The sequence below is a fragment of the Corynebacterium halotolerans genome (assembly GCF_050107895.1).
In the GTDB taxonomy this organism is placed as follows: domain Bacteria; phylum Actinomycetota; class Actinomycetes; order Mycobacteriales; family Mycobacteriaceae; genus Corynebacterium; species Corynebacterium halotolerans_B.
This window is the reverse complement of sequence record NZ_JBNILW010000014.1, coordinates 26,827-47,358: the sequence shown is the minus strand read 5'-3', so window position 1 is coordinate 47,358 and position 20,532 is coordinate 26,827. Positions and strand designations below refer to the sequence as shown.

Sequence of the window (20,532 nt, the reverse complement as noted above, 5' to 3'; positions counted from 1 at the left end):
CGGTAAGCGCCCCAGCTTCCTGACTGCGGGACGCGCCTGACACACCGCTTATCGACGCCCCGGAAACCCCGGCGGCGTCGATAAGCGGTTTTCTGTGGCCCGGGGAGCGGGGTCCACCACCGTCCCAACTCATCCCTGGAGCAGGTGGACGACCACCGCGCCGAGGACCAACACGGCCCACGAGACGGGCAGCACCAGAGCGAAACGCAGGTGTTGGCGCAGCACCGCCACGAACTCGCGGAGGAAGGCGCTGGGGACGTAGTAGAACGCTGTCTTCGCCCCCACCACCTGCGCCGGGACCCCCAGTTCCCGGGTGAGCAGTGCCGCTCGGAACACCTGGTAGTCACTGGTCACCACCACGATGTCCCGTCGGTGCCCCGGGGCCTCCTCAGGTAGCAGAGCCAGGCTGTAGATGAGGTTCTCCCGGGTGGTGCGGGAAGCGTCCTCCACGAGGATGCGGGCAGGGTCGACGCCCTTGTCCCGCATGTAGCGGGCCATGGCTGTGCCCTCCGGAAGAAGTTCATCACTGCCCTTTCCGCCGCTGGGCACGAGCACCGCCGGTGGATGCTGGGCGTCGGCCAGCGCTATGGCCTGGTCGATTCGGGAGGCCAGGAGCGGAGGCACCTTTTCCCCGATCAACCCCGCCCCGAGAATGATCACGTGGCTGGCCCGCAGTCGGGTGGGAACGCCGCGGTAGGCGACAGCCGCCACCAGAAAAACCAGGAAGTACTCACTGAGGATGAAGCCGTAGCCCGCGCCGAGGGCGTTAACCACGAAGAGCAGCGCATCGGGTGAGTGCAGCGCGGCCAGCAGCACCGGGACCAGAATCCACGTGGCCAGGATGATGCCGAGCAGCAGCGACAGGAGGTTGCCCAGGCTGTGGGACTCACGCCGGACCATGGCTAAGCCGTTGACCAGAAGAAACAGCGTGAGCACCGGGTAACCGAGGGCGAGCACGAGCAGGATCAGCACGAGCAGGATCTGCGGCAGCGTACCGAAGAGACCGCTGTCCGCCGCCCAGACCAGGCCGCTCAATCCCGCAACCCCCGAGCCCACCAGCGTCAGCGCCGCAGGACCCACCCGTCGGCGGTCCCGGAGGAAGGCAACCACCCCGGCCGCGAGTAGCACCAGGGCAAAGGCGAACATCAGGGTCAGCGGGGTCAGTGTCACGGGAGACTCCAGAGCTCGGCAGTGGCTCGAACTCAATCAGTATAGGTGCGATCTACGGCTACCGGGGGTTATCAGGCGGACCCGGACTCAGACGCGGTGCGGAGCCGGCTCGCTGATGGTGCGGTTGGCCCCGGCGATAACTCCGGCAACCGCCTGGAGAGCCAACAGGGTGAGGAACACCCAGATGACGACGTCCCAGCTGCCCGTGAGGTCCCGTAACGCTCCGGCGCCCACGGGGCCGAGCGCCGACAAGGTGTAGCCCGCGGTCTGTGACATCCCACCCAACGCTGCGGTGCCGTCCGCAGTGGCGGTGCGCAGCACCAGGAGCGAGAAAGCCACGCCGGTGGAAAAGCCCAGCCCGGTGCCGAAGACCAGGGCCCAGAGCAGCCACGTGGAGCTGGGGGCGTAGATGATGCCGGCCAGCCCAACGGCGAAGCCCACCGAACCGGTCACCGTGGCCCACCTCTGGGCCCGCGTCCGGTTCACCAGGATCGAGACCGCCAGAGTGAAGGGGATGGCGGTGAAGTTGACCACCGAGAGGATCCGGCTGCCCAGTTCCGCGGAGGAGTTCCCGTCCGCGAGGATTGTGGGCAACCAGCTGTTGACCGTGTAGAACAACAGCGACATCACCGCGAAGTAGACCGTCACCGCCCAGGCCAGCGGGTTGAACCACAGGTGCCGGAAGTTGGCCGCCCGCCCCGGGGCCGCCCCGCCGGTGACGGGCGGCGTGCGCAGCTGTGGCAGCCACAGCGGGATCGCCGCCACCAACAGGATCGCCCAACTCAACAGGGCGATGCGCCAGGAGCCAGTGGCCTGCGCCACCGGCAGTGTCCCGGCCGCCGCCACCGCGGGCCCCAGGGAAAGGCAGACCGTGTACACCCCCATCAGCACGCCCACCCGATCCGGGTAGCGGGCCTTGATGTAGGCCGGCAGCAGCACATTGCCCACCGTGATCGCCAGCCCCACCACCGCCATACCGGTGAAGAGCATGGCGGCGTGCGGAATCATGCGGATCGCGAATCCCACCGCCAGGAGAATCAGGGAGGCGAAGATCAGACGCCCCATGCCGAAGCGCCTGCCCCAGGCCGGCGCCTGCATGGAAAAGCACACGAAGGCCAGCAGCGGCACCGTGGTCAGCATTCCGCCGGCGGTGGCGCCCAGCGCCAGGTCCGAGCGGATCTCCGGCAGCACGAAGCCCACCGAGTTGATCGCCGGGCGCAGGTTGATCGCGACGAAGAATACTCCGAGCAGGGTCAGCACCAGTCCGGGCCGGTGAACGTTGGCGGCAGGAGCCGGCCGGGAGTGGTCGAGCCGGTTACTGGTCATGGCCTACCTCGGGGAGGAAAATACAGGGTGGACAGGAAAAGGGCCGTCATCCGCACACCCTTCGCCGGAACATCATCTCCAGCGAAGGAGTAAAGTCGCGGTTAGCACCTTATGCGTCCACCAACCTAGTCAGCCGCAGATAAGGGGTCAACGTGGAATTAGGACATTCGCCCGTCACCGGAGTGGAGATCGCGGTGGACCTGGCCAACACGGGCCCGACCCGCAGCGGCGGGGTGGACGAACTCCCCGATGCACTCGCCCTGCGCCGCTTCGCCGACGCCCACATGCTTCTGGGAACCGAGATCACCGAGGCGGACCTGCCGCCGGTGCGCCGCATCAGGGCCGCCATCACCGCGGCCCTGAGCGCCGAGGAGCTGGAGGTGGCGGCGGTCCAGCTGAATAACCTGATCGAACGTGCTCCAGCACTACCGCGGTTGCGTCGGCACGACGGGATCGACTGGCACATCGACTGGTACGTCGAGGGGGTCCGCTTCCCCGAGCACCTGGCCGCCCAGATGGCCATAGGCCTCATGGAACACCTGGTCACTGATGGTTTCACCCGCCTCGGAGTGTGCCAGGCGGAGGACTGCCGGCGTTTCTTCCTGGACCAGACCCGCAACCGCTCGAAGCGCTTCTGCGACGGCCGCAACTGCAGTGGCCGCACCCACGCCCGGGCCTTCCGCCGCCGGCACGGCTGAGTCCTGCACCGGCGCCCCTAGTTCTCGACCGGGGTGGTGTCACCGGCGGCCTCGACCTCGACCCACGCGCCACCCGCCACGGAATCCTCAGCGTCGTCACCAACGCGCCGATTGCGCCCTTCACGTTGACCGGCAGCACCTTTCCCCGTTACCTTGTGGCCTCCCCATTATGGGGAGGTCCACAAGGTAACGGAAGCCACAGCCAGTGCGGAGCTCAGACCGAGTCGCGCTGGACCTCGAGCGCCTCACTGCGCTGGGCGGTCCAGGTACGCAGCTGCTCGACCTCGACAGACAGCTCCTCCGCGGGCAACCCATCAGTGACCGGGATGCTGGCGGCCAGCTGATCAATGGTCGCCGTCGCAGCACCGGAGCTGTAGACCTGGTCGTACAGCTCCCAGTAAACCCCCTGGTAGAGCTCCACGAAGGCGTCATCGGCCAGGAACCGCTCCTTGAGCTCGTTTCCGCCCATCATGCCGCCGCCCCCGTCCTGACCAGGAATCACCATCCCCTCAGGCAGTTCCCCGCTGGCCGGGCGCTGCGCCTGGTCCGGCGGGGTCATGCCCTCCGGCGGGGTCATGCTTTGAGTGGCAGTTTCATCCTGCTGTCCCGGGGCACCGTCACCCGGCATGCCGCCGCTCATGGACACGCTGTCCGTCGGGGCGGTGTCCGTGGCGCCGGACATCGTCATGTTCAGATCCCAGGACACCACGCTGATCAGCCCGGTGTCGTAGTCGTACCAGAGGTAGTAGTTCTTGCCTGGGCCAGCCATGTCGTCCTGGTTCATCAGCAGATTCTGGGTGGCCACGTAACGGGCGAAACTCTCCACGTCCACGTGGTCACCGAGCTCCGCGGCGAATTCCTCGTCGCTGGCCTCGTCCAGCCATTTCAGCAGGTTGATGATCGGCTGCAGATCCCCGGAACCTTCGTCGTTGACCTGGTTGAACTGGCCTTCGTACTCGGTCTGGTCCTCCCCCTGGTAGGTGAAGCTGCTGGTGGCGTCCGCCTTGTAGAGGATGCCGTTGCCCAGTTCCGCGGCGTAGTTCTCGTCCGGGTTCTCCAGGACCAGCCGGGTGGTGGTGGCGCTGTCGTTGACGGAGTAGGTGACATAGCCGAAATCCTGCGTGGGTTGGCCGGTGGCCGCGGTCAACGACAACGCTGTGGCCTCGTTCAGCGAAGGCGTGCCCGGGCGGAGGGAGAGCTCGCTCCGACCCTGGTAGACCCGGCCCTCGACATAGTGGTCGAAACTGATCAGCAGTGGGTAGGTGGCCGGATCCGACTCATCGATGCCGACATCCATGCCTCCACCCCCGGGTAGTTCCATGCCTGCCGGTTGGGCGGCACCGGTTGCCGTATCTTCGGCCGCCGAGGTCGCGGCCTCATCACCCATGGCGGGCTGTCCCTGCTGCTCCCCGCCGCCGGGCATGCCACCGGGCATCTGTCCCTCGGAGCCGGACAGAGCACGCAGGGTGGAGTTGCCCTTCAGGCGCACGCCGACGTCCTCGATGGTGACACCGTCGATGGTGATGGTGGCGCGGACCCAGGTCTTCTCGCCGTCCTCCTGGTAGGTACTCAACAGTTCGTCCAGAGCAGTCTGGTCGATGTCCAGGGAGACCTCGTGGGTGGCGGCGTCGTCAAAGAGGTCGGTGCTTCCCTCTCCCAGGTCGACGGTTGGGATGGTGGCGCCAGCGGAGGCGGCGATCTCCGAGGAGGAGATATAGGGCACCACCTGGGTGCCACCGGCCACCCCGCCGACGGCGATCACCACGGCGGCGGAGCCGAACAGCAGACGGCGGTTCATCCGCCATTTCGCGGAACGGTAGATCGGCACGGGAGATCACACGTCCGTCTGGTCGTGGCCGGTGAGCACGCTGGCCTTCTGGCCGTAGTTGATCTCGCGCAGAGCGGCGACCAGTTCATGCGGTTTGGTGCTGCTGCGCATCTGCGCGGTGTAGGAGAATTCGGTCAACGCGCCGCCCCGCACGGATTCCGCGGAGATCAGCTCGAAGGAGGTGCAGTGAGCAGCGAGGATCTTCTCCACCAGCTCGGCGTAGCTTTCGCCGCTGTCCGCGGTGCCGTCGGCGGGCACTTGGACCTTGATCACCTGGCGCTGGACGTTCGCGCGGAACCAGTCGAAGCGGTACATCAGGAGCAGGACCACACAGATCACGGCGGTGGCGGCGATCGCCAGCACGTAGAAGCGGGTACCGCAGGTCATGCCGATGGCCATGGCCAGGAAGAGGAAGCCGACATCACGGGTCTCCTTGACCGCGTTACGGAAGCGGATCACGGACAGAGCGCCGACCAGGGCGAAGGCTCGGGCGATATTCGAGCCGACCACCAGCATGATCACGGCGATGACCATGCCGACCAGCACGAGGGTCTGGACGAAGGACTGGCTGTAAGAGATATGGCGGTGGGTCTTCTGGTAGACCACGCCGACAATGCTGGTGAGCACGAACGACAGGAGCAGGGAAAGCAGGACGTCGGTCACCGAGAAAGTGCCGGAGAGGTCCTGGAAGTCCAGGATGGTGGAGAAATCAAAATCGGTCACGATGGTTCTTTCAGTGCGAGGGAGTTTTATGCGGGCACAGAGGTTCGGGGGATTGGGGGTGGCTCAGATGATCTGCTGTACCGCCCCCGTGGCGGAGGCCGGCCGCAGGTCGAAGGCCTCGATGGTCTGGCAGTACTTGGACATCCGGATCACGGCCATGCCCTGTTGAGCGGTCAGATCCGTCAACCAGAACGGCACCCGCTCGTCCACCTTGATTTCCACGACGGCCAGCTGCGGATCCACCGTCGGACGATCCTCCGCGGTCGGGTTACCCAGCAAGAAGTCCCGGTCCCGGCCCGCGACGCCGTGATCGATGGTCACTCGCGCGCCGGCCTCCGCGTCGGCACCCACGAAGGCCTCGCGGCGGTAGGTGGTGGTGGCGATCGGCCGGAGCCGGTTGACGGCCACGAAAGAGGCGATCTCCCGGATCAGGGCGTGATCGCGTTCCGGCAGGGACTCGATCAGTTCGGCGGTATCCACCGCGTGTCCCGTGGCATCGCCGGTGGAGTCGCAGAGCGCGAGCGCGTCAGTGAAACCAAGGTCCAGGCGCCGTTTCTGGGTGACCCGGTTGACCCGCTGCTTGATCTCGATGGACACAGGCTCTTCCTCGGCAACTGGCCCGTCGCCGTAGCGGCGGATGCGCAGTTTGCGGCGGAATTTCAACCCCTCGATCTTCTCGCGGTAGAAGCGCAGGTCCGGGGAATCGAAGTAAAGCGATTCCACCCGGTAGCCGCCCTCCGGCGCCAGGGGGTCGGTGGCCAACCGGCTGCTGAGTTCCACGCGGAGAGCCGGAACGTCCGCTTCGGCGACGAGGTACTTGATCTCGTACCGGTTGAATCGGTGCGGGGCGGCCTCGGCGGCCGGCCCGGTGGATGTGGCGCGAGCGGATGCCGTAGGCCGCCTCGCTTGTGTAGTCAGGGATGTGCTGTTCACATCACTGAGCTAACACCGCCCACCTGCCGAAAAACCCGGGTTACACTGCGGTGTCGGTGAGAGTTGAATGTGATTATCGGCGGAGGAAACTGGAAAACTCCGGGGAAACAGCACATTTCCACCGGGTTAACTCACCGCTAGCTGCGGAAGCCTCCCCTGTAGACATGCCATTAGTATCGGTATCACCCGCAACAGCTAAGGAGCAGCGCATGCCCATCATCCAGGTCACCCTCGTGGAAGGTCGGGACGACGCCGTGGTGGAGAACTTCATCCGCGAGGTCGCCCAGACCGCCGCCCGCACCCTCGAGGCCCCGTTGTCCTCGGTACGCGTGATGGTCAATACGGTGCCACCGAATCACTTCGCGGTGGGAGACCGCCTGAAGAGCGAACAGGACTGACCAAGACTGTCACAGTCATGCTGACCCACGGTCCGGGAGACCGGGGCCGTGGGTGGGCGGGGCGTCGGCAAGCAGGAGCCGGCTGGCTCAGTCCTTCTTGAGCTGGCCCTTCAGCTCCCGGAGTTCCTTGCGCATCTCGCGCTCCGCCTCCCAGCGCTTCGACACGTCCCGCAGGATCGCGGCGATGCCCTCGATCTGGCCCTCGGCGTCTTTGAGCATGGTGATGGAGAACTCCAGGGAGACCCGCTCCCCCGCGGCCGTGACGCCCGGCGCGGCGAGCGGTTCATGTCCGTAACGGGTCTTTCCCGACTCCATCACCCGGTCCCAACCGGTCCAGTGCGCCCCGCGGTGCTTCTCCGGGATGATCAGGTCCAGGGACTGGCCGATGGCCTGCTCTGCGCTGTGGCCGAAGAGGTCCTCGGCGGCGTCGTTCCACAACCGGATCACGCCGTTCCGGTCGGCGTAGATCACGGCGTCCAGCGTGGTATCGGCGATGATGCGGGCTGCGGTCTCCTGGAAGAAACCGGCGTCGGCGCCGCCGGGGGTGGCGTTCATGTGGTTCATCTCCTTGCTCGGGTGGGTCACCCTTCATTGAAACACGCCCACTCCGCTATTTCACCGGAAGTATCCGGTAAATATCTGGTGCCCGTACCCCGCGGTCATCCAATGCTGAAAAGCTGCTTCGAATTCACCCGGAACAGTGGTGCCGCATCCCGCTGCGGCCTAAGGTCGGACACCATGAAAACCCGCTCCGCCGTCCGTGTCTCTGCCATAGCCGCCGTCACGGGGCTGGTGCTGTCCGGCTGCACCGTCCCCTGGACCGATAGCGCCGTGGACGAGTTCATCGCGGCCTTCAACGCCGGTGACGACGCCACCGCCGCCGGGCTCAGCGACAACCCGGAACGGGCCACCGCGGACCTGGAGCAGCTGCGCTCCGGCATCGGTGACACCCGCGTGGAACTGGCCGCCGGCGACACCGAGGACGGGATCACCGAGGTCACCGCCACCTGGACGGTGCCCAACGGTGAGACGGTGGAAACCACCGGCACGGCGAGCGTCGCCGAGCAGGACAGTGGGGTGATGGCCTGGGACGAGCGCGTCTTCGACGCCGCCCTGGCCGGGGACGCCACCTTCCGGTACTCCGATGACAGGGACGTCACCGTGCCGGTGACCGACAAGAACGGCACCGACGTGCTCAGCTGGACGCCGGTCACCATCGTGTCCGCCGGGCCGGAACTGGCCGACCGGGCCGCGCAGATCGCCGCGGCCGTGCAGCCGGTGGTACCGGACGCCACGGCCGAGTCCGTGACCGCCCAGATTGAGGCCGGTGACGGCTCCGCGGTGGGCCTGTACACCCTGCGCGAGGAGGACTTCGCACAGGTCAGGGAGGACCTGGAGGCCATCGACGGCCTGGGGTTCCGCGAGGAGGGCCAGATGCTCGGCCCCAACCGGGAGGCCGCTTCCCCGCTCGACGCGGGCCTGCGCGAGTACTGGAACGAGCAGATCACCGCCGACGCCGGCTGGACCCTGGGTGCCACCTCCGAGGCCGGGGAGGCGGTGTTCGGCCAGGTCGCGCCGAAGGATACGGAGGCGCTCCGCACCACCCTGGACCTGGGGGTGCAGACCGCCGCCAACCGGGCCGTCGACGCGGTGTCCGAACCTGCGACGATCGTCGCCATCAGCCCGTCCACCGGCGGGGTGATCGCGGTGGCGCAGAACGACGCCGCCGACCAGCTCGGCTCGATCTCCCTGACCGGGCTCTACCCGCCGGGCTCGACCTTCAAGACGGTGACCACCGCCGCGGCCCTGGAGCGCGGCACCGTGACCCCCGACTCCACCGTGTCCTGCCCCGCCTCAGCGGAGATCGATGGCCGCGTTATCCCCAATGACAATGACTTCGAACTCGGCGAGGTCTCCCTGACCGAGGCCTTCGCCCAGTCCTGCAACACCACCCAGGGCTTCATCTCCCAGGAGCTGGAACCGGCGGACATGAAGAACATGGCCACCCGGCTCGGACTCGGCGTGGACTTCGAGGCACCCGGCATGACCAGCGTGACCGGCTCCGTCCCGGAGACCGAACCCGGCGCGGCCCGTGTGGAGGCCGCCATCGGCCAGGGCGAGGTGCTGGCCTCCCCCTTCGGCCTGGCGGTCATGGAGGCCTCGCTGGGCAACAACGGGCGGATGATCTCCCCGTCCGTGATCCAGGGCGCGGAGACGAAGGCCGATCAGCAACCGGAACCCGTGGACCAGGCCGTGGTGCAGGCGATCCGGGACATGATGAATGAGACCGTCAACTCCGGTACCGCCAGCAGCCTCAGCGACATCGAGGGACTGGGCGGCAAGACCGGTACCGCGGAAGTCGGCGGCGGGGAGCCCTCCCACGGCTGGTTCGCCGGTATCCAGGGGGACCTGGCCTTCGCCACCTTCATCGCCGGCGCGGACTCCTCCTCCCCGGCAGTGTCCACCACCGGCCAGTTCCTGCGCGACGAGACGCTGGCCGAGTGGCAGTAGCAAGCAACCGGGGTGAGAGGGGCTGGGGCGGCAGTGGCGTGGTTCTTTCAGTTTCCCCGGCAGAGATGCCGCACGCTGCGCACTACAACTCGTGCACCGGTTCCCCACCGTCCCGGAACGCCAGGATCTTGTCATTCGGGAACGCATCCCGTCCGACCATCTCCGTGATCACCGCCGCCACCAGGTCACGGGAGGTGGTGTCCTGAAACGCCGAGCGCGGATCATTCGGGATGACCTCGATCCCGTCTGCGGGATCCGTGGTGAGTACGCAGGGCGCCAGGATCAGATACTCCAGACCCGTGGTGGCCAGCAACTTCCGGTCCACATACTTCTTCGCCTCGGCATAGACGTAGAGCGCCGCCTCCGGCTCCAGCTCAATGTCCAGCGAGCCAGCGAAGGAGACCATGAGGTAACGCGGGGCGTTCTCACCGAGCCCGGCGGCGGCCGCCACGGAGGCGGCCGCGGCATCCCGGTCCACGGCGGTGGTGACCTCCGGGCCCGCCCGGCCGCCGTTGCCGGCCGCCCAGACCACGACGTCGAAACGCGCCATGAGTTGTCCCCACTCGGTGACGGTGAGTTCGGTGGCGTCCTTGATCAGCGCGGTCGCGCCGAGAGCTTCGAGGTCGGCCTGGTGCTCGCGCTGGCGGATCAGACCGGTGACCTCATGTCCGGATTCGATCAGACGCGGGATGGTGAGCAGGGCGACCTGGCCGTGGCCGCCGATGATCAGGACCTTCCTGTGATTCACGGGGTGGTTCATGGCCCCGAGCCTACGGCTTTCCGCCCCTGCGGCAGCAGCGCCGGTCAGAGCACCACCGGCAGCACGAAGAACAGACCCGTACTCCACACCAGGTGCAGCACCACCGGCGAGTACAAGGCACCGGTGCGTTCCGCCTCGACGTGCGCGACCACCCCCAACACGAGCCCGGCCAGCGGCAGCAGCGGCACCAGGAGTGCGCAGGTGGCCACCAGATAGGCCCCCATCGCGAGCCCGAACACCCATTTCTCCGCCAGTCCCCTCGCCCGCAACCGGGACACCACGGTGTTGCGGAAGAACAGCTCCTCCCCTACCCCGTTGAGCAACGTGGTGGCCAGGGTGACCGTGGCGCCGCCGAGCACGACGTTGCTCATCAGGTCCTGGACCGGCATCGCCAACACCGGGATCTGCCGCAGCACGAACGCGCCCAGCACGAACACCGCCAACAGCCCCAACCCGACGACTACCCCGCGGGCCAGTCCGGGCCACAACCGGTCGCGGGGGAAGGACCTGGCGTGATCCCCGAACAGCGCCCACGCCCCGAACAGGACCGCGGCGGCGCCGAACGTGGTGGCGTAGAACAGGATCGATCCGTTCTGCGCCAGGGCCGCCGTGAGCAGCAGCCCCACGGTCAACACCAGCGGGGCGGCCACCGTCACCGCGAGGGATGGCTGCCGCCGGCGGTTCTGCTTCGGTGCCGTCATGGCCCCAAGCATGGCACGCCGACTGCCGGACGGGCCTACACTGGCGCAAAAATCCACGTCACACGGAGGCGAGCATGGTCCACGACACGGCAGAGAACAGCCGCTTAGCGCTGGTGACCGGCGCGACCGGTTACATCGGCAGCCAGATCATCGAGAAGCTGGTCCGGGAGGGCTGGGCCGTGCGTGCCCTGTCCCGCAGCCGGGACAAGGCGGCGAAAGCCCCCTGGCACCCGTATGTGACGAATGGTCCGGCACAATCCGGGCAGGTGGAGGTCTTCGAGGGAGACGCCGGTGACGGCGACGACCTGCGCCGCGCCCTGACGGACGTGGACGCCGCCTGGTACCTGCTGCATTCCATGGGCTCGGGGCCGGACTTCCGGGAGAAGGAACAGCAGATGGCCCAGGCCTTCGCCGCCGCTGCCCGGGAGCAGGACGTCTCGCGGATCGTCTACCTCGGCGGACTGCATCCTGATGATGAGGAGCTCTCGGAGCACCTGGCCTCCCGCCGGGAGGTGGGCGAGGTACTGCTGGACTCGGGCGTGCCGACGGCCGCGCTCCAGGCGGGGGTGGTGCTCGGTGACGGTTCGAAGTCCTTCACCATGCTGCGCCACCTCGCCGAGCGCCTGCCGGGGGCGTTCGGGCCCTCGTGGATCAACAACCGGATCACCCCCATCAGCATCCGCGACGCCGTGCACTACCTCGCGGCCGCCGCCGACCTACCGCGGGAGGTGAACCGGACCTTCGACATCGGGGGTCCGGACACCCTGGCCTACGGGGAGATGATGAGCCGCTACGCCCAGGCAGTGGGCCTGCCGCCGCGCCTGGTGTTCACGCTGCCGGTGGTCACCCCGAAACTCGCGGCCCAGTGGATGTCCCTGGTGACGCCCGTGCCAGCGAAGGTGGCTGCCCCGTTGATCGGCAGCGTGCTGGCCGACACGGTGGTCAAGGAGCGCGACCTGGAGGAACTGGTGGGCCAGCCCGAAGGCGGGAACCAGAGCTTCGAGGAGGCCGTCCGCGCGGCCACCGCCGGGTTGCACACCCGGCGGTGGCGCCACACGCTCCTGAAGACCGGGTCCGCGGTTGCTGCGACGGCGGCAGTGGGAACGGCCCTGACCGACCCGGAGAACTCCTGGTACCGGAAACTGGACAAGCCGGCCTGGCAGCCACCGAAGCTCGCCTTCCCACTCGCGTGGACGGCGCTGTACGTGGACATCGCGGTCGTCTCGGCCCTGGTCATCGCTGATGCGGAAGAGAAAAAGCGGGGGTCCGCAGTCCCGGACTGGGCCGCCCTGGGGACGAATCTGGTGCTCAATGCGGGATGGTCCGGTCTGTTCTTCCGGGCGCGCCGACCCTGGGTGGCCGCCGCTGGAGCAGCGGCGCTGGCGGTCAGCTCCGCAGATCTGGTCCGGCGGGCGGGGAAGTCCTCCCCGCAGCGGGGCGTCCTACTGTCCCCCTACGCCGCCTGGACCAGCTTTGCGACGGCGCTGAGCACCGCGATCGCGTGGCGGAACCGTACGCGGTAGTACCGGCAGCATCTCCGGGGCGGGCCGGTCACCCCACGGCGCCCACCGGCTGCGGCACCTGATCAGCGACATGCTCGTGAATCCACCCCAGGTAGCGGTCCCACGCATCGGCGGCGCCCAGCCGGGCGTTGCGGGCCTCCGCCGCGGGGCCGTCGGGCAGGTGCAGCACGTCCGCGGTGGCCAGTGAAGTGATCTGCACCCGTCGCACCCGGTCGGCCCGGAGATCCTGGTAACGCTGACGGGCGGCGTCCCAACCGGTGCCCTGCTCGAGTCCGTCGATCAGGCAGTCGGCCAGCACGATGGCGTCCTCGATGGACTGGTTGGCCCCCTGCCCGTGGTGGGGGACCATGGCGTGGGCGGCGTCGCCAAGCAGCGTGATGCGGCCCCGGCTCCACTGCTGCAGCGGAGGGCGGTGGAACAGCGCCCAACGTTCCGCCGCCGGGGCTGCGCCGATCATCTCCCGGACCGCCGGGGCCCAGCCCTCGAAGGCCGCCAGGTGCTCGTTCTCCTCGGCGGGGGTGACCCAGGATTTCTCGGCCCACGGGCCGTCGTGCCGGCGCACCAGCAGAAAGTTCTGTTCGCCGCTGCCGATGGGATAGTGCAGGAGGTGGCCGCCAGGTCCCATCCAGAACTGGATGGCTTCGGGATCAGGCAGGGAGGGCGTCTGCTCCGGCGCCACGATCCCGCGCCAGCCGTGGCAGCCGGAGAACTGCGCGTCGTCATAGCCCAGCAGTTCCCGACGCAGCCGCGAACGCACCCCATCAGCGCCGATGACCAGGTCAGCCTCGACGGTGTCGCCGTCGGCGAAGTGCAGGACGGCTGACCGCTCCCCGTCCTCGACCCGCACGCACTTCTTGTTCAGGTGCAGGGCCCCCTCCCCCACCGCCTGCTTCAGCATCTGCTGCAGATCCGCCCGGTGGACACCGTAGTAGGGTGCCCCGGCACGCCCGTGATAGTCCCGGCGTGAGGACACACGGCCGATGACGCGACCGTCCCGGCCATCCCGGAAGATGAGGCCGTCGACGTCGGCGGCCTTCTCCGCCAGCTGTTCCCCGATACCGAGGCGGTCGCGCAGGAAGCGGGTGGCGTTGGCCGACAGCGCCACGGCCGCGCCAACCTCGCGCAGTTCAGCAGCCTGTTCATAGATCTGCGGATTCAGACCGCGGCGGCGCAGCTCAGCGGCCAGGGTGAGGCCGCCGATACCGGCCCCCACGATCGCAATGCGGGTGCCGGAACGTGTGGTGAACGAGGATGTCATGGCGTCTTGCCTCCAGGTCAGGGTGAGTGCGGATCTCTGCCACAAAGACTAGAAGTGATCTGCTCCACAAAACACCGGCATTCTGTGCCAAGTCCCTGCCGAATATTCCGACAGTCTGTCGCATCCGGCTATGGTGAGCGGCATGGACCGACTCCCCGAACTCGATGACGCGGTGCAGGATCTGTCCGAGACCCTGGACCGGCGCCTGGTGGTGATCGACCACGTCATGCAGGTGGTGGCCTACTCGATCCATGAGACCCCGGCGGATCGCAGGCGGTTGTTCCACATACTGACCCACAGCGGCTCCTGGCCCCGGCCGCACACCGCGAAATCGTCGCACGCCGTCATTACGCTCCCGGAAATCGGCACGATGTTGTTCCTGCGGCTGCTCGACGCCCGGCGTCGCATCGTCGGCCATGTGGTCCTCCCCTGGAACGACACCGACCCGGAACACGGTCCTGACCCCGCCCTTGAGGAGACTGCCGCCCACCTGGGCGAGCTGCTCGCGGCCCGGCAACATGATGTAGCTGACCGCGCGGCACGCACCTATCAGCTCACCGCCGACCTGGTCACCGGGAGCGCCGGAGAGCGTGATGCCGCGGCCGAGGCACTCATCACCGAACGGTTACTGAGCACGTCCGAGAGCTACTGCGCCGTGGCGCTCGGGGTGGATCCCCGTGGAGCCACTCCCCTGGACCATGAAAGGACCGCCCACGCGGTGTCACGCACCCTGCGTTTTGTGCGGGAGACCTCGACGGCAACCGTCGTCGGCGGAGTGTTGGAGGAGCAGGTCGGCGTACTGGTCTTCCCCCGGCCGGTGGTGGCTGCCCGCCTCACCCGCATCCTTAAGGACCCGGCGGTGACCCCGGTACAGGCCGGGATCGGACCCGTGGTTCCCCTGGATGAGGTACACCGCTCCTTTGAGCAGGCGCGTCTGGCGTGGCGGGCCACCTGGCTGGCCCCGGACGACCACGAGACCGTCAGCACCTGGGAGGGCATGGGACTGGACGGGACGTTGGCCCGACTACCGCTGGAACACTTCCGGATGGCGGATCTTCCGCCGTCCACCAGGGATCTGCTGGCTGCAGTCGACTCCCCGGACCTTTTGACCACCCTGGAGACCTACCTGGTCGCTGGAGGTGACGCCGCACGAACCGCGCGTTTGCTTCGCATCCATCGCTCGACGCTGTACTACCGGTTGGACAAGCTGCGCAGCATCCTCGCAGGTGATCTCAATGACGGCGTCTTCCGCAGGGACCTGCACACCGGACTACGGATGGCCCGACTTGCCGGGCTGGTCCCCCGGCCCGGCAAGTCAGCTCCGCGGAGTTGACCCGTAAAACTGGGCGGGTTGTCCCACACCATGATCTGCTGTTTTGAGCCATACCGCAGGGGCTGATTTTCCTTGCGCAGCCGCAGCAGCTCGTCGGTAGGACCCCCGGTGTCAGCCGTGGGCTGCGCCCCGCGATTTCTGTGGTCGGCGTAGACCCAGTCCTTCAACACGGCCCACCCGATCCTGAGGTCCTCAGCGATCGAGGTAAAGGAGGGGCCCTCGCTGGTCTCGTAAAGCCGGGCCGCATCCGCCCCGGAAATCAAGGGTATAGGGGTTCTCCGGCATCGTGGTCTCTCGCATTCTCCGGCCCATTCCGTGCCAGAGTCAACGTGCCCGCTAAACAGGGATCAGGCCCGTGAAACCGAGAATATGAGACACCGTGTCATGGGCAGAAACGTCCACGATAAGTTCGATGGAACTGCTTCCTCTGTTCTGCCGGCTAGTGGGACAGCACTTTTCCCCTGCAAGCAGGTCAGGTGAGCAGCTCTTTATCGCCGTAGCAGCCCTGCCGCTGCAGGAGCCCCGGACTTCGCCAGAGCGTCCAGCACATCATCGATCGTTCTGGGCGGGCGTTTAAAGGCCGCCGTCGCATACGTCACGGCCTGATGTACCCGAGGCCCGAACAGATCAATCTGATCGCAGAGGAACTCATCAGCTCCCTGTATCTCAATGCCGTACTGGTCCATCACCTCCTGGGGAAAATCCTGCTTGTTCTCGGTGACGATCACCTGGGCACCACATCTGATGACAGCGGCCAGGACATGACGATCATCAGGATCCGGCAGCGACAAGGAGTCAATGAGGTCGCCATAACCGGTTACCAAGCAGTCATCCACGGCCTTGCACATCAGTGCCCGGGTTCTCTGCAGCTTCTTAGGTTCAAGGTCGGGACGGTTTTTCTGGAGGTTTCGGAATACCTCGTCCAGGATCTTCTCGGTCCAACGGGCGTGGAAAATCCCGGTGCCAGCGAGTCTGATGAGGATGTCCGGAGCACGTCAGGGTAGAGCACATTGGCATCAAGAACGACGGTGAACCCGCTCACTCGTAAAGCCCCATCTCCTCAGTCAGGGCGGTGAGATCATCCGCGGCGATGCGTCCGCCGATGTCTCGCTGGTGCTTGTAGGCCTGCACGTCAGAGGCGTAGATCCGCCGGTGGGTGCCGACCTTATGTCCCGGCAAGACACCGTCATTCATGAGCTTGATGACATGGGGGCGAGAGACGTTGAGAAGGTCGGCGGCCTGCTGGGTAGTCAGTTCAGCATGCGTCGGTATCACGCCGACCGATTTGCCGGCCGCCGCATTCACCAGGATCTCCCGAAGTACGACCGCGACGTCTCGGGGAAGGCGGATTGTCTCCTCGGAACGCTCCACAGCAACCTCCACGACATCCTGCTGGGGGTCGCCATCAAGAACATGATTGAGACGCCGAAGTGCTTCACGAACGGTGGCGGCGGTATCGGTGCCGTTAGTGTCCTTGAGGTGTGCCATATCGCCACTATATCCTCTAAACGAAATAACCGAAACGACCTCTGAGGGTCATGCACTTCCGGAGCGCACCTTCAAGCGCCGCACAAACAGTGAAAATGAAGCTTGCGGCCGAACCAGAACGACCTTCAGGCTCAAGCCCCACCGGGAGGAGGGGTTCAAGCTTTCCAACGACCTCTTCTTTGGCAAAAAAGACTATGACATTGCCGGGTTGCACCTGAACCCGCCGGAATCCGCCGTCGTATTGTCAGTCGACGAGAAAAGCCAGGCACAGGCACTACAACGATCCCAGCCAGCGCTTCCTCTGATGCCGAGCATTCCTGAGCGGCGCTCGCACGATTATGTCCGGCACGGCACGACGGCCCTGTTCGCGGCGATGAATGTCGCCGACGGTACGGTGATTTCCTCGATCCACCGCAAGCCCCGTTCCGTCGCGTTCAAGAAATTCCTGATCAAGATCGACAGGACCGTGCCGGAACACCTCGAGGTCCATGTGGTCTGTGACAACTACGCCACGCACAAGCACCCCTCTATCCAGACCTGGTTGGGAGAACATCCCGGTTCCACATGCACTTCACCCCGACCTACTCATCCTGGATCAACCAGGTCGAAAGGCTCTTCGGGGAAGTCACGCGGGATCTCCTACAACGCTCCGACCGCCGGAGTGTGTAGGCACTGGAAAAAGGCCTACGCAATTTCGGTGGTGGCGTGGCATGAGAACCGCAGCCGTTCATCTGGACCAAACCCGTCCGAGAGATCCTCGAGTCCATCGCGAGGTACTTGAAACGAATTAACGGCGCAGGACACTAGCTGCCGAATCCTGCCAGGGAAAACTGCCCTTGCAGGATCTTCCACTCGCGCGAGCCGGTGAGTACCGGTGGACGCGCAGGTTATCAGCACGAAAAGTAGCATCCGCGCCCGTCCCCACCACGAGGAATTCTTTTCAGTGGCCTTCGGCTCGCTGGCCCGCAAGGAACCACGCATTACCAGCAGCTTTCCTCTCGGCCCTAATTCCGGACGGACTCCGCAAGATCGTGCCGCCTGTGGCCGAAAGAGCCAGGGTGACCGTCAAGCTCCCGGGTTGTTGACGGCAGCGTCGCCAGGAAGGCATTCAGTAGAATGCCCGCAGCTCAAGCTACCTACCCGCTGCTGGTGGGAAAACGATCCCTCGTCCCGACCGGAGGTCCTGGATGCGGTTCTGCGGGAAATTGCTCTGCGTGGGCCGACAACCAGGGCAGGCGCTTATCGCCAGCTCACTCATATTGCGAGCACAGCTCCAGGGTGTAGCATCGCGGCCCAGTTCCCAAAAGACAGGAGATAGTGTGCTGAAAGCTAAGTGGCGCCTCGGAGCCGCTGTGGCAGGATCCGTTTTGATTCTCTCGGGCTGTAGCGCCGTCACCGAAGGTGAGGGCGGCAGTGGAGTTGAAGGACAACAAGAGCAGGCGGCTGCAGAAGCTGGCGGGCAGGATCCCGGTGGTGATGCCGGCCAGGCGGACATGCCAGAGCCTGACCTCGACAGCGTTCCGGACGTTGTCGCTGAGGTGAACGGAACCGAGATCTCGAAGGAAGACTTCACCACAGTCTACGAAGTCCAGTTCCAGCAGATGGCCATGCAGTCGCAGATGTCAGGCCAGGAAGTTGACCAGGATCAGCTGAAGAATATGACTGCCGAAGGCTTGGTCGGTAACGAGCTCCTCGCGCAGGAGGCGGATAACCGGGGTATCGAGGCGTCGGACGAAGACGCCGAGCAGAAACTCGCGGAGTACGCCGAAACCAATCAGATGAGCCCTGACGAGTTCATCGCAGCCAACGAAGAACAGGGCATGGATGAAACCGCCATGAGGGACGAGATCTCGTCGCAGATCGTGATCGAGGATCTCCTCACGGACGAGTTCGGGGAGTTCGAAGCCACCGAGGATGAGGTCCAGGCCACCTACCAGGAGGCAGAGGCCCAGCAGCAGATGGGCGGTCAGGCCGGAGGTGCCCAGGAACTTCCGCCGCTCGATGAGGTGCGCCCACAGGTTGAAGAGCAGGTAATCAACCAGAAGCAGATGGAGTCAACTCAGAAGCTCGTCGAGGATCTGCGTGAAAAGGGGGACGTGACGGTGCACCTCTGACCTCAGGTCAGAGGTGGCTTTTGAGGAAGCCCGCGGTAGCGCAGTGCATCTCGATCCAGCGCGGCACCGCACCGGGCACATGGTAAACGCCGTGAATCAAACCAGGCAGGCGCTTGCGCTCCACCTCCACGCCAGCGGTGGCGAGCTGCTCAGCGTAGGCCTCCGCTTCATCGCTTAGAACCTCGTACTCAACGCTGAGCGCTGATCCGTATTCGTCCGTTCAGCCTGGTGGCGCCAGACCGGTTGGAAAATGTCCGGGTAGACGACCCGCCCCTGATGAGCGGGAATGCGCATGCCTTGATCCAGGGAAGCCGTGATCAGCGTGATTTTCGGAAAGTTTCGGCTGACCGGCAGTAAGGCAGACGATGCCAGGGTGTCCACCACCCTAAAAACAAGAGGGTCCTGTTACGGTGCGCGGCTATCCCTGCACGGCTCGTCGCACCAGGTCCGCGTATACATCAGGATTGTCGGAGTCAACCACGAGGAACCCCGCTCCGGATGAGCCGACCTGGTGCATCTCGATGCCCGGGTTGTGCACGCTGCTGCCGTCCGGCAAGAAGAAGTGCGGGCTTCCCTGTACGCTTTCGCGGTAGGTCTCATACGTACGCATCATTGGCCCACGCGCACGTCCGTTATCCAGCGCATCCCGGAGCTGGTCCACATCCACCTGGTCGCAGTCGGCTGCGATGTCGAGAATCTCGTGCCGCATGCTGATGCATCGGCTCTCGCGCCAGAATGCCATGCGCAGCGCCATGTCAAGCTGCTCGACAGCACGTGGGGACTGTTCTTTGGCGGCGTGGACCGCCTCGTTGGCGGGCAGGCTCGTCACGGGATACTCGGACGGATCGCGCTGCCACGGTTTGAAATCGAGCTCTTCGGCCAGCGCACCGATTACCGGCTTTTCCCCTTCGATGGTTTTGGTGTTGAGGGCCATCTGGTTGACGTCCTCAAGCAGGAACAACTGTGGATCCAGAGTCAGCTGATCGTCGAGTCCGGCGGCCGCTCGGGCCTGGTAGAAGCGATGGAAGGCGAGGGTCGACCAGCCGCACATGACATCAGTGAAGGCGACGACGGTGCCTGAGGAGACCTGAGGTTGTGTCATATCTCCAGTCTTCCAGCATTCAGGACCCACGTCACGTTCTGCGCTGACAATGAGCACCTCGGAAGAACCAGTAAAATCCGCTCCTCGCCGGTGCATGAATTGAAAGGAGGCGTACTACCACCGTTTTCCCGGGCCAGGCGCCTCCCACTGGTTACTTCATCTGAAATGTGATTCAGCGGAGCATCCCGCAGATCAGAGACACTTTCTCATTGAGGCAGCGGAGATTCAGACTCCCAGAGTGTTTGATCAGATCGGGAAATTCCTGAGGAGGTTTCCCGTACAGCTCTTCATGGCAGATACGCACCTTTTCCCGCTTCCCGAGCCGTTCCCCCGCTGATCATCGGTGCCTTGGAGGATGTGGCATCCGCAAGCAACTCCCCCCGCATGCACCCAGACGGGGCGACCCACCCGGTACGCATTGAGGTGGCCCGCGAATCGACGTCGGCACGTACGGCACGGTCGACATTCGCGCCTATCAGGCGTATGACCAGCTGTTCTGTCCCGTCTCTGATGAGCTGATCTACCAAGTCGATTCCAACGACGACATTGACCGGCGGTCCGGTCAGTTCGGTCCACCTCACCGTCAAGCGCGCCATAGAAAACCAGCCGGGTCAGCGGCTTCCACACGGAGCCCGACGCTTATCACCCCCGTGTCCTGACCCAGTC

Annotated in this window: 18 protein-coding genes and 1 pseudogene; 6 read left to right on the top strand and 13 right to left on the bottom strand. The window is 65.6% G+C overall.

Annotated features, from left to right (window positions below):
• Nucleotides 1-129 precede the first annotated feature (129 nt).
• On the bottom strand, nucleotides 130-1,170 hold the full coding sequence (locus ACQCVD_RS12790) for a YdcF family protein (protein WP_426824149.1): 1,041 nt from the start codon (nucleotides 1,168-1,170) through the stop codon (nucleotides 130-132).
• Between the two features lie 87 nt (nucleotides 1,171-1,257).
• Nucleotides 1,258-2,496, bottom strand: coding sequence for a CynX/NimT family MFS transporter (locus tag ACQCVD_RS12785; protein WP_426824148.1), 1,239 nt, complete (start codon nucleotides 2,494-2,496; stop codon nucleotides 1,258-1,260).
• Nucleotides 2,497-2,648: 152 nt separating this feature from the next.
• On the opposite strand from ACQCVD_RS12785, the gene ACQCVD_RS12780 reads away from it, so the two are divergent.
• Nucleotides 2,649-3,194, top strand: a complete 546-nt coding sequence (locus tag ACQCVD_RS12780) for a CGNR zinc finger domain-containing protein (RefSeq protein WP_426824147.1) — start codon at nucleotides 2,649-2,651, stop codon at nucleotides 3,192-3,194.
• 214 nt (nucleotides 3,195-3,408) lie between these two features.
• Here ACQCVD_RS12780 and ACQCVD_RS12775 read toward each other — a convergent pair whose 3' ends face one another.
• The 3 genes from ACQCVD_RS12775 to ACQCVD_RS12765 form a co-directional block, all read right to left on the bottom strand.
• Complete coding sequence (locus tag ACQCVD_RS12775) at nucleotides 3,409-4,992, bottom strand: CotH kinase family protein (protein ID WP_426824204.1); 1,584 nt, start codon at nucleotides 4,990-4,992, stop codon at nucleotides 3,409-3,411.
• Between the two features lie 36 nt (nucleotides 4,993-5,028).
• A complete protein-coding gene (locus tag ACQCVD_RS12770; protein WP_426824146.1) occupies nucleotides 5,029-5,745 on the bottom strand; it encodes a DUF4956 domain-containing protein in 717 nt (238 codons plus the stop codon).
• Nucleotides 5,746-5,808: 63 nt separating this feature from the next.
• Nucleotides 5,809-6,678: a polyphosphate polymerase domain-containing protein gene (locus ACQCVD_RS12765; RefSeq protein WP_426824145.1), complete on the bottom strand. Its 870-nt coding sequence runs from the start codon at nucleotides 6,676-6,678 to the stop codon at nucleotides 5,809-5,811.
• Between the two features lie 209 nt (nucleotides 6,679-6,887).
• On the opposite strand from ACQCVD_RS12765, the gene ACQCVD_RS12760 reads away from it, so the two are divergent.
• Nucleotides 6,888-7,076, top strand: a complete 189-nt coding sequence (locus ACQCVD_RS12760) for a tautomerase family protein (protein ID WP_426824144.1) — start codon at nucleotides 6,888-6,890, stop codon at nucleotides 7,074-7,076.
• Nucleotides 7,077-7,163: 87 nt separating this feature from the next.
• Here ACQCVD_RS12760 and ACQCVD_RS12755 read toward each other — a convergent pair whose 3' ends face one another.
• A complete protein-coding gene (locus tag ACQCVD_RS12755) occupies nucleotides 7,164-7,631 on the bottom strand; it encodes a PAS domain-containing protein (protein WP_426824143.1) in 468 nt (155 codons plus the stop codon).
• 183 nt (nucleotides 7,632-7,814) lie between these two features.
• Here ACQCVD_RS12755 and ACQCVD_RS12750 point away from each other — a divergent pair, with 183 nt between their 5' ends.
• Nucleotides 7,815-9,587, top strand: a complete 1,773-nt coding sequence (locus tag ACQCVD_RS12750; protein WP_426824142.1) for a penicillin-binding transpeptidase domain-containing protein — start codon at nucleotides 7,815-7,817, stop codon at nucleotides 9,585-9,587.
• Nucleotides 9,588-9,669: 82 nt separating this feature from the next.
• Here the strand turns inward: ACQCVD_RS12750 and ACQCVD_RS12745 are convergent, their stop codons facing one another.
• Nucleotides 9,670-10,347: an NAD(P)H-binding protein gene (locus ACQCVD_RS12745; protein WP_426824141.1), complete on the bottom strand. Its 678-nt coding sequence runs from the start codon at nucleotides 10,345-10,347 to the stop codon at nucleotides 9,670-9,672.
• Between the two features lie 44 nt (nucleotides 10,348-10,391).
• Nucleotides 10,392-11,048: a CPBP family glutamic-type intramembrane protease gene (locus ACQCVD_RS12740; RefSeq protein ID WP_426824140.1), complete on the bottom strand. Its 657-nt coding sequence runs from the start codon at nucleotides 11,046-11,048 to the stop codon at nucleotides 10,392-10,394.
• Nucleotides 11,049-11,122: 74 nt separating this feature from the next.
• On the opposite strand from ACQCVD_RS12740, the gene ACQCVD_RS12735 reads away from it, so the two are divergent.
• Nucleotides 11,123-12,571, top strand: coding sequence for a tryptophan-rich sensory protein (locus ACQCVD_RS12735; protein WP_426824139.1), 1,449 nt, complete (start codon nucleotides 11,123-11,125; stop codon nucleotides 12,569-12,571).
• A gap of 28 nt (nucleotides 12,572-12,599) precedes the next feature.
• Here the strand turns inward: ACQCVD_RS12735 and ACQCVD_RS12730 are convergent, their stop codons facing one another.
• Nucleotides 12,600-13,829, bottom strand: a complete 1,230-nt coding sequence (locus ACQCVD_RS12730; protein ID WP_426824138.1) for an FAD-dependent monooxygenase — start codon at nucleotides 13,827-13,829, stop codon at nucleotides 12,600-12,602.
• A gap of 142 nt (nucleotides 13,830-13,971) precedes the next feature.
• Here ACQCVD_RS12730 and ACQCVD_RS12725 point away from each other — a divergent pair, with 142 nt between their 5' ends.
• On the top strand, nucleotides 13,972-15,162 hold the full coding sequence (locus ACQCVD_RS12725) for a PucR family transcriptional regulator (protein ID WP_426824137.1): 1,191 nt from the start codon (nucleotides 13,972-13,974) through the stop codon (nucleotides 15,160-15,162).
• A 488-nt stretch (nucleotides 15,163-15,650) separates the two neighbouring features.
• Here ACQCVD_RS12725 and ACQCVD_RS12720 read toward each other — a convergent pair whose 3' ends face one another.
• Together ACQCVD_RS12720 and ACQCVD_RS12715 are read right to left on the bottom strand one after the other, a co-directional pair.
• Nucleotides 15,651-16,118 (bottom strand): PIN domain-containing protein, encoded by a 468-nt coding sequence (locus ACQCVD_RS12720; RefSeq protein ID WP_426824203.1) that lies wholly within the window; start codon nucleotides 16,116-16,118, stop codon nucleotides 15,651-15,653.
• A gap of 82 nt (nucleotides 16,119-16,200) precedes the next feature.
• Nucleotides 16,201-16,650, bottom strand: coding sequence for a helix-turn-helix domain-containing protein (locus ACQCVD_RS12715; protein WP_426824136.1), 450 nt, complete (start codon nucleotides 16,648-16,650; stop codon nucleotides 16,201-16,203).
• A 1,319-nt stretch (nucleotides 16,651-17,969) separates the two neighbouring features.
• Between ACQCVD_RS12715 and ACQCVD_RS12710 the strand changes: the two genes are divergently transcribed.
• Entirely contained in the window at nucleotides 17,970-18,764 is a 795-nt protein-coding gene (locus ACQCVD_RS12710) for a SurA N-terminal domain-containing protein (protein WP_426824135.1), read from the top strand.
• A gap of 7 nt (nucleotides 18,765-18,771) precedes the next feature.
• Here the strand turns inward: ACQCVD_RS12710 and ACQCVD_RS12705 are convergent.
• A pseudogene (locus ACQCVD_RS12705) lies at nucleotides 18,772-18,942 on the bottom strand (alpha/beta hydrolase); the annotation flags it as partial.
• Nucleotides 18,943-19,182: 240 nt separating this feature from the next.
• Nucleotides 19,183-19,866, bottom strand: coding sequence for a DsbA family oxidoreductase (locus ACQCVD_RS12700; RefSeq protein WP_426824134.1), 684 nt, complete (start codon nucleotides 19,864-19,866; stop codon nucleotides 19,183-19,185).
• Between the last annotated feature and the right edge of the window lie 666 nt (nucleotides 19,867-20,532).